The organism is Pseudomonas sp. 2822-15 (genome assembly GCF_002742515.1).
In the GTDB taxonomy this organism is placed as follows: domain Bacteria; phylum Pseudomonadota; class Gammaproteobacteria; order Pseudomonadales; family Pseudomonadaceae; genus Aquipseudomonas; species Aquipseudomonas salomonii.
On the sequence record NZ_LJRY01000177.1, the window covers coordinates 1 to 265 of the forward strand.

At 36.6% G+C, this 265-nt stretch carries 1 protein-coding gene; it reads right to left on the reverse strand.

Annotation, left to right across the window (positions count from 1 at the left end):
- The coding region (locus AOA59_RS09430; RefSeq protein ID WP_178076255.1) for a formate/nitrite transporter family protein at window positions 1-265 on the reverse strand (265 nt) is incomplete at both ends.

Consider the following 265-nt stretch of genomic DNA (forward strand, 5'->3'; position numbering starts at 1 on the left):
GATAATGTACTTACGGTAAAAATCATATTATTTCCAGTGAAAAGTTCAGCACCAGCAAAGATAATGAGAACTAACGCAATACCAAAGGAAAGTCCCACTAATAGGGATGCTAACGGACTTGATACCTCATTAAACAATCCACCAAGTGAAAAGCTTAATACTACGGCTAGACCTATGTACGCACCTGCTAAACTTGCAGACACAAGAAACCTTCCTTTACTAGCATTTAATAAATCTTTTTTTGCTAACGCCATTCCATTTAATG